Origin of the sequence: Mesorhizobium sp. M7A.F.Ca.CA.002.09.1.1, assembly GCF_003998555.1 — a bacterium.
Taxonomy (GTDB): Bacteria; Pseudomonadota; Alphaproteobacteria; order Rhizobiales; family Rhizobiaceae; genus Mesorhizobium; species Mesorhizobium ciceri.
Genome location: NZ_RZRR01000299.1, coordinates 1 through 5,762 on the forward strand (window position 1 = coordinate 1; position 5,762 = coordinate 5,762).

6 protein-coding genes and 2 pseudogenes are annotated in these 5,762 nt (G+C 63.0%); 7 read left to right on the forward strand and 1 reads right to left on the reverse strand.

What is annotated here, in order from left to right; translation table 11 throughout:
- The 5 genes and pseudogenes from EN994_RS36085 to EN994_RS15015 form a co-directional block, all read left to right on the forward strand.
- A pseudogene (locus EN994_RS36085) lies at positions 1-82 on the forward strand (nitrile hydratase subunit alpha); the annotation flags it as partial.
- Positions 79-738, forward strand: coding sequence for a nitrile hydratase subunit beta (nthB, locus tag EN994_RS15000; protein WP_063168266.1), 660 nt, complete (start codon positions 79-81; stop codon positions 736-738). The pseudogene EN994_RS36085 and the gene nthB, both read left to right, overlap by 4 nt.
- Entirely contained in the window at positions 725-1,066 is a 342-nt protein-coding gene (locus tag EN994_RS15005) for a nitrile hydratase accessory protein (RefSeq protein ID WP_063168265.1), read from the forward strand. The genes nthB and EN994_RS15005 overlap by 14 nt, the downstream gene beginning before the upstream one ends.
- 115 nt (positions 1,067-1,181) lie before the next feature.
- A pseudogene (gene fusA, locus EN994_RS15010) lies at positions 1,182-2,078 on the forward strand (elongation factor G); the annotation flags it as partial.
- A gap of 152 nt (positions 2,079-2,230) precedes the next feature.
- Positions 2,231-3,358: an ATP-dependent RecD-like DNA helicase gene (locus EN994_RS15015; protein ID WP_063168263.1), complete on the forward strand. Its 1,128-nt coding sequence runs from the start codon at positions 2,231-2,233 to the stop codon at positions 3,356-3,358.
- Here the strand turns inward: EN994_RS15015 and EN994_RS15020 are convergent.
- On the reverse strand, positions 3,351-3,773 hold the full coding sequence (locus tag EN994_RS15020) for an STAS/SEC14 domain-containing protein (protein WP_013531056.1): 423 nt from the start codon (positions 3,771-3,773) through the stop codon (positions 3,351-3,353). The genes EN994_RS15015 and EN994_RS15020 overlap by 8 nt on opposite strands.
- A gap of 134 nt (positions 3,774-3,907) precedes the next feature.
- On the opposite strand from EN994_RS15020, the gene EN994_RS15025 reads away from it, so the two are divergent.
- Positions 3,908-4,648 (forward strand): pyridoxine 5'-phosphate synthase, encoded by a 741-nt coding sequence (locus tag EN994_RS15025; protein WP_063168262.1) that lies wholly within the window; start codon positions 3,908-3,910, stop codon positions 4,646-4,648.
- A gap of 104 nt (positions 4,649-4,752) precedes the next feature.
- Positions 4,753-5,762: KUP/HAK/KT family potassium transporter (locus EN994_RS15030; RefSeq protein ID WP_206530407.1), on the forward strand; the 1,010-nt coding region annotated here is incomplete at its 3' end.

Below are 5,762 nucleotides of genomic sequence, written 5' to 3' on the forward strand. Positions count from 1 at the left end.
GGGCTGGAGCGAGGAGCGGCTGGCGGAGCTGGTGAGCCGCGATGCGATGATCGGCACCGGCCTGGCGGAACAGCCGGCATGAACGGGCCGCAGGATCTCGGCGGACAGATGGGTTTCGGCCCGGTCGCGCCGGAAAAGGACGAACCTTACTTCCATGCCGCCTGGGAAAGGCGGGCGCTCGGCGTGACGCTGACTGCCGGCGCCATGGGCGCCTGGAACATCGACGAGAGCCGGCATGCACGGGAATCGCTGCATCCGGCTGTCTACTATTCATCGAGCTACTACGAGATATGGATCAAGGCGCTGGAGGTGCTGTTAAAGCGCCATGGCTTCGTCAGCCAGCGCGATCTCGAAGCGGGCAAGGCAGTCGATCCAGCAGCGACTCCCAAGAGGGTGCTGAAGGCGGAAAACGTGCCCGCGGTGTTGGCCAAGGGCAGCCCTTGCGACCGGCCGGTGGCGCAAGCGGCGCGGTTCAAGGCGGGCGACGCCGTGCGGACCAAAAACTTCAACCCGACCGGCCACACGCGGCTGCCGCGCTACGCACGCGGCAAGCACGGCGTGATCGAGGCGGTGCACGACGGTTTTGTTTTTCCCGACAGCAACGCGCATGGACACGGCGAAAATCCGCAATGGGTCTACACCGTGGTTTTCGAAGGATCGGAGATCTGGGGCGAGGGGGCCGACCCGACGCTACGCGTGTCGATAGACGCCTGGGAGAGCTATCTTGAGCCGGCGTGAAGAACTGCCGCCAGGTTTCGACGAGCCGGTGTTCGCCGAGCCGTGGCAGGCCGAGGCCTTCGCCATGACGGTGGCGCTGCACGACAAGGGCCTGTTTTCGTGGAGCGAGTGGGCGCAGGCGCTGTCGAGCGAAGTGAAAAGACCGGGCGCCGCAGCGGACGGCCATGATTATTACGAACATTGGCTGGCGGCGCTGGAAAGCCTGCTTGCCTCGAAGGGACTGGCCGCCAAGGCCGATGTCGACGCGATGGCTGAGGCCTGGGAGCGCGCGGCACATGCCACCCCGCACGGCAAGCCGATCCTGCTGGAGAACGATCCTGGACCCTGACAGCAGGCTGCGAGCAGCCAGGCCAAAAAGATCAGTTTAGTCTTCCGTTATCTCAGTCCGGATTTCGCTCCTGCACTCAGTTGCAAATATTGGGGCCACCAGCGACCATATCCCCATGATGGAAAAGCCTGCCGCGCCCTGGCCTTTGCTGCAAATCGCGATCGAGCCGAAATCGAAGGCCGATCAGGAGCGGCTGCGTATCGCCTTGGCGAAGCTGGCGGACGAGGATGCTTTCTTCCGCGTCATGCAAGACGAGGAATCGGGCCAGACCATTATCGCCTTCATGGACGAACTCCACCTCGACATCATCATTGACCACCTGCGTCGCGAGTCCCAGGTCGATGTGAATATTGGTTCTCCACAAGTGGCCTATCGCGAGACGATCACCCGTACGCACAAGCAGGACTTCACGCACAAGAGGCAGTCCGGCGGCACCGGTCAGTTCGCCCGCGTCAAGATCATGTTCGAGCCGAACGCGGACAGCGCGGACTCCGTGTTCGAGTCCAGGATCGTCGGTGGTGCGCTTCATGGCGAATACATTGCGGGCGTCGAAAAGGGGCTGCGCAGCATATTGTCCTCAGGTCCATTTGCGGGCTTCCCGATGATCGGCGTCAAGGCGGTGCTGATGGATGGCGCTTTTCACGATACCGATTCCTCGGCTCTGGCTTTCGAGATCGCCGGCCGCGCCTGCTTTCGCGAAGCCGCGCCACGCCTCGGCGTGCAGTTGCTCGAGCCGATCATGAAGGTCGAAGTAATGACTTCAGCAACCCATGTCGGCAACGTCATCGCCGAACTGCAAAGCCGCCGTGGCCAGATCCTGAGTCGGGAAATCCGCGGCGTGGTCGTCGTCGTCAACGCGACAGTGCCGCTTAGAAATATGTCCAAGCTGGAGGATGCACTCCGGTCCTGTTCGAACGGGCAGGCACGGTTGAGCGTCAGCTATGCCGGATACGCTCCCGTTCCGCTACCACCCGACGACCGCGACCCGCGGGCCGCCATGGCCATTGCCTGAATTTCGCTTCCAGCCGACGTGGTCGATTGTTCCCTTTACGTTCTTGTCTGTGCCTGATAGCCTGACCCGTCGGCGGCACTTAAGCGTCCCGGCGCATCGATGATGATGGCGGCTGTCTTGTCTTTCCCTTGCGAATCCGGTCTCTCGCGCTGATGGAATTCTCTCCCCAACAGGACGAGGCGCTGCAAGCGGTCGCCCGCTGGCTGAAGATCGGCCAGCCGCAGCTGTTCCGGCTGTTCGGCTATGCCGGCACCGGCAAGACGACGCTGGCGCGCTATTTCGCCGAGCATGTCGACGGCCAGGTGCAGTTCGCCGCCTTCACCGGCAAGGCCGCGCAGGTGCTGCGCTCCAAGGGCGCGGTCAATGCGCGTACCATCCATTCGCTGATCTACCGGCCGAAAGGCGAGGAATCGGTGTCGGACGAAATCACCGGCAAGACGTCGATGTCGCCGACTTTTTCGCTCAACCGGCAGAGCCCGATCTCGCGGGCCAAGCTGGTCGTCATCGACGAATGTTCGATGGTCGACGAGCAACTCGGCCGCGACCTGATGAGTTTCGGCACGCCGATCCTGGTGCTTGGCGACCCCGGCCAGTTGCCGCCGATCTCGGGCGGCGGCTTCTTCACCGACCACGAGCCGGATTTTCTGCTCACCGAAATCCACCGGCAGGCGCGCGACAACCCGATCCTGCGGCTGGCGCTCGATGTGCGCGAGGGCCGCGAGTTCATGCGTGGCGACTATGGCACGGCGCAGGTGATCGGCAAGGAAGACGTTACCCAGGAACTGGTGCTGAAGGCGGACCAGGTGCTGGTCGGCACCAATCGCACGCGGCGCCGCTACAATCAGCGGCTGCGCGAGCTCAAGGGCTTCAACGCCGACTATCCGCAGGCCGGCGACAAGCTCGTCTGCCTGCGCAACGATCCGGCAAAGGGCCTGCTCAACGGCTCGCTGTGGAAGGTGATGACATCGTCGCGCGAGACGGTGAAGCCCGGCATCAACCTTCTGGTGTCGCCGGAAGAGGACGATCCGGATCGCGGCGTCGCCAAGATCAAGCTGCTCAAGGCGGCGTTCGAGGATCCGGACGCCGATATCCCCTGGCAGCAGAAGAAGCGCTTCGACGATTTCGACTATGGCTACGCGCTGACCGTGCACAAGGCGCAGGGCTCACAGTGGAACGAGATCGTGCTGTTCGATGAAAGCTGGGCCTTCAAGGAAACCCGCCAGCGCTGGCTCTACACCGCCATCACGCGGGCGGCCGAGCGGCTGACGATCGTCAGGTAGGGGCGCCGGATGCTGTTGCCCCGATAGGCTGTGCGGCAAGCCATTGCCAGGCGGCAGCCTCGTCCTCCGTCCTGAAATGCCTGATTTCGATGGGTGGTGAGGACGGCAGAAAGCGTTGTGCGTCCGCTATCCAGTCCGGTTCGCCGATCGTCGCGCAACGGTCGACATGTTCCAATGCATGAATGGCGCCCTGCTTCAGGGTCTCGTCAGCGATGTCGGCCCAGTCGACGCCGTCGTGGTCGACGAGGCGCACCAGCACATCGACGCGCGGATGCAGGGCGTAGGCTGCCTCCAGCAATCCGAAAAGATTTTCACCATCGGCCGCGGAAACGTGCCCGACGACATCGATGGCGAAAAGGTCGTCACGGCTGGTCTCGATACGGCGGATTGCCGGCACCTCATCAAGAAAATTCATCGGCGCTACCTTTCCCCGCTGGTTCATCAGGCTTGGAACACCCGAAACCCCCAGTCTGTTCCCACCAAAGGCATTACTGTTCCCGTCAAAGGCATTATAGGTGGGCGCGTCTAACGATTTCCGAGGCCACCCGCATGCCTGCAAAGCTCTCCGTCAACCTCAATGCCATCGCCATGCTGCGCAACCGGCGCGACCTGCCGTGGCCAAGCGTCACCGGCCTCGGCCGCATTGCGCTGGCGGCCGGAGCGCACGGGCTGACAGTGCATCCACGCCCCGACGAGCGGCACACAAGACTCTCCGATGTGCCTGAGATCCGGTCGCTGATCGACGACGAGTTTCCGGGCGCGGAATTCAACATCGAGGGCTATCCGACCGAGGATTTCCTGCTGCTTGTGGAAAAGCATCAGCCTGAACAGGTGACCTTGGTGCCGGACGATCCGGCCCAGGCGACATCGGACCATGGCTGGAACTTCGCAACCCAGGCCGCGTTCCTCACACCAATCGTCAAGCGCCTGAAGAAGGGGGGCTTTCGCGTGTCGCTGTTTTCCGATCCGGATCCCGATTGGGTGGCGGCCGCGCGCGACACCGGCGCCGACCGCATCGAGCTCTATACAGGTCCATATGGCAGCTATCACACAGATTCCGCCAAAGCCGCCAAAGAGCTGGAAAGGCTGGGAAAAACCGCTGACGCCGCGCTTGCCGCCGGGCTGCAGGTCAATGCCGGGCACGATCTGGTGGTCGGCAACCTGCCGGCGCTGGTCAAGCGCATTCCGGCATTGGCCGAAGTGTCGATCGGACATGGGTTGACAGCCGACGCGTTGGAGTATGGCATGGCCGGTACGGTGGGTCGGTTCCTCAAGGCCTGCGGATGGTAGCGATGGGCAGCCTCGCATGGCAGGCATGGCAGCCATTACGCGACGGCACTTGATATTGCATCGCAGCAAGCGTAGAGCACCGCGCGCTTATCGGAGTGTCGTCCATGGCCCTTACCAATACTGGTAGTGAGGCAGAACCCGTCGAACAATCGAGCCATTCGGAAGTCGAACAGCACAGCACCAAGGTTCTGATGCTGGGCGCGCTCGGTGTCGTCTATGGGGATATCGGCACCAGTCCGATCTACGCCTTTCGCGAGGCGCTGGTGGCATCTTCCGGCGGACAGGTGGCCGACCGCGGTGACATCCTCGGCGTTTTGTCGCTGATCATCTGGTCGCTGACCATCATCGTCACCATCAAATACATCATGTTCGTGCTGCGGGCGAACAACCGCGGCGAGGGCGGCGTGCTGTCGCTGATGGCGCTGGCGCGCGGCAGTTTCCCCAAGCGCTCGGCGCTGATGCTCGGCATCGGCATCGTCGGGGCGTCGCTTTTCTTCGGCGACGCCGTCATCACGCCGGCGATTTCGGTGCTGTCGGCGGTCGAAGGCATGAACGTCGTCACGCCGACCTTCCAGCCTTATGTCGTGCCGCTGACACTGGTCATTCTCGCCATAGTGTTCGCGGTGCAACGTTTCGGCACGGGCGGCGTGGGATTGGTCTTCGGTCCCGTGACGGCGGTGTGGTTCCTGGCGATCGGCCTTTCCGGCCTCAACCACATCATCGCCGATCCGGAAATCCTGTGGGCGATCAGCCCGCACTACATCGTCGCCTTCCTGATCAATTCGCCCGATGTCGCTTTCGTCACCATCGGCGCCATCTTCCTCGCGGTCACCGGCGCGGAAGCGCTCTATGCCGATCTCGGCCATTTCGGCCGCAAGCCGATCGTGCTCGCCTGGCTGTGGGTCGTGTTTCCGTGCCTGCTGCTCAATTATGCCGGGCAGGGCGCTTTCGTGCTGGCCAAGAACGGCGTCGTCGGCCATCCGTTCTTCGAAATGAATGAAGGCTGGACGCTGATCCCGATGGTCGTGCTGGCGACCGCCGCCACGGTCATCGCCAGCCAGGCGGTGATCTCGGGCGCCTTCTCGTTGACCAGGCAGGCGGTGCAGCTCAACAT

Bases quoted from the DNA above. Each gene is read 5' to 3' on its own strand.
- EN994_RS15025 (WP_063168262.1), top strand. From the start codon at position 3,908: ATGCCTGCAAAGCTCTCCGTCAACCTCAATGCCATCGCCATGCTGCGC.
- EN994_RS15020 (WP_013531056.1), bottom strand. From the start codon at position 3,773: ATGAATTTTCTTGATGAGGTGCCGGCAATCCGCCGTATCGAGACCAGC.
- EN994_RS15015 (WP_063168263.1), top strand. From the start codon at position 2,231: ATGGAATTCTCTCCCCAACAGGACGAGGCGCTGCAAGCGGTCGCCCGC.
- nthB (WP_063168266.1), top strand. From the start codon at position 79: ATGAACGGGCCGCAGGATCTCGGCGGACAGATGGGTTTCGGCCCGGTC.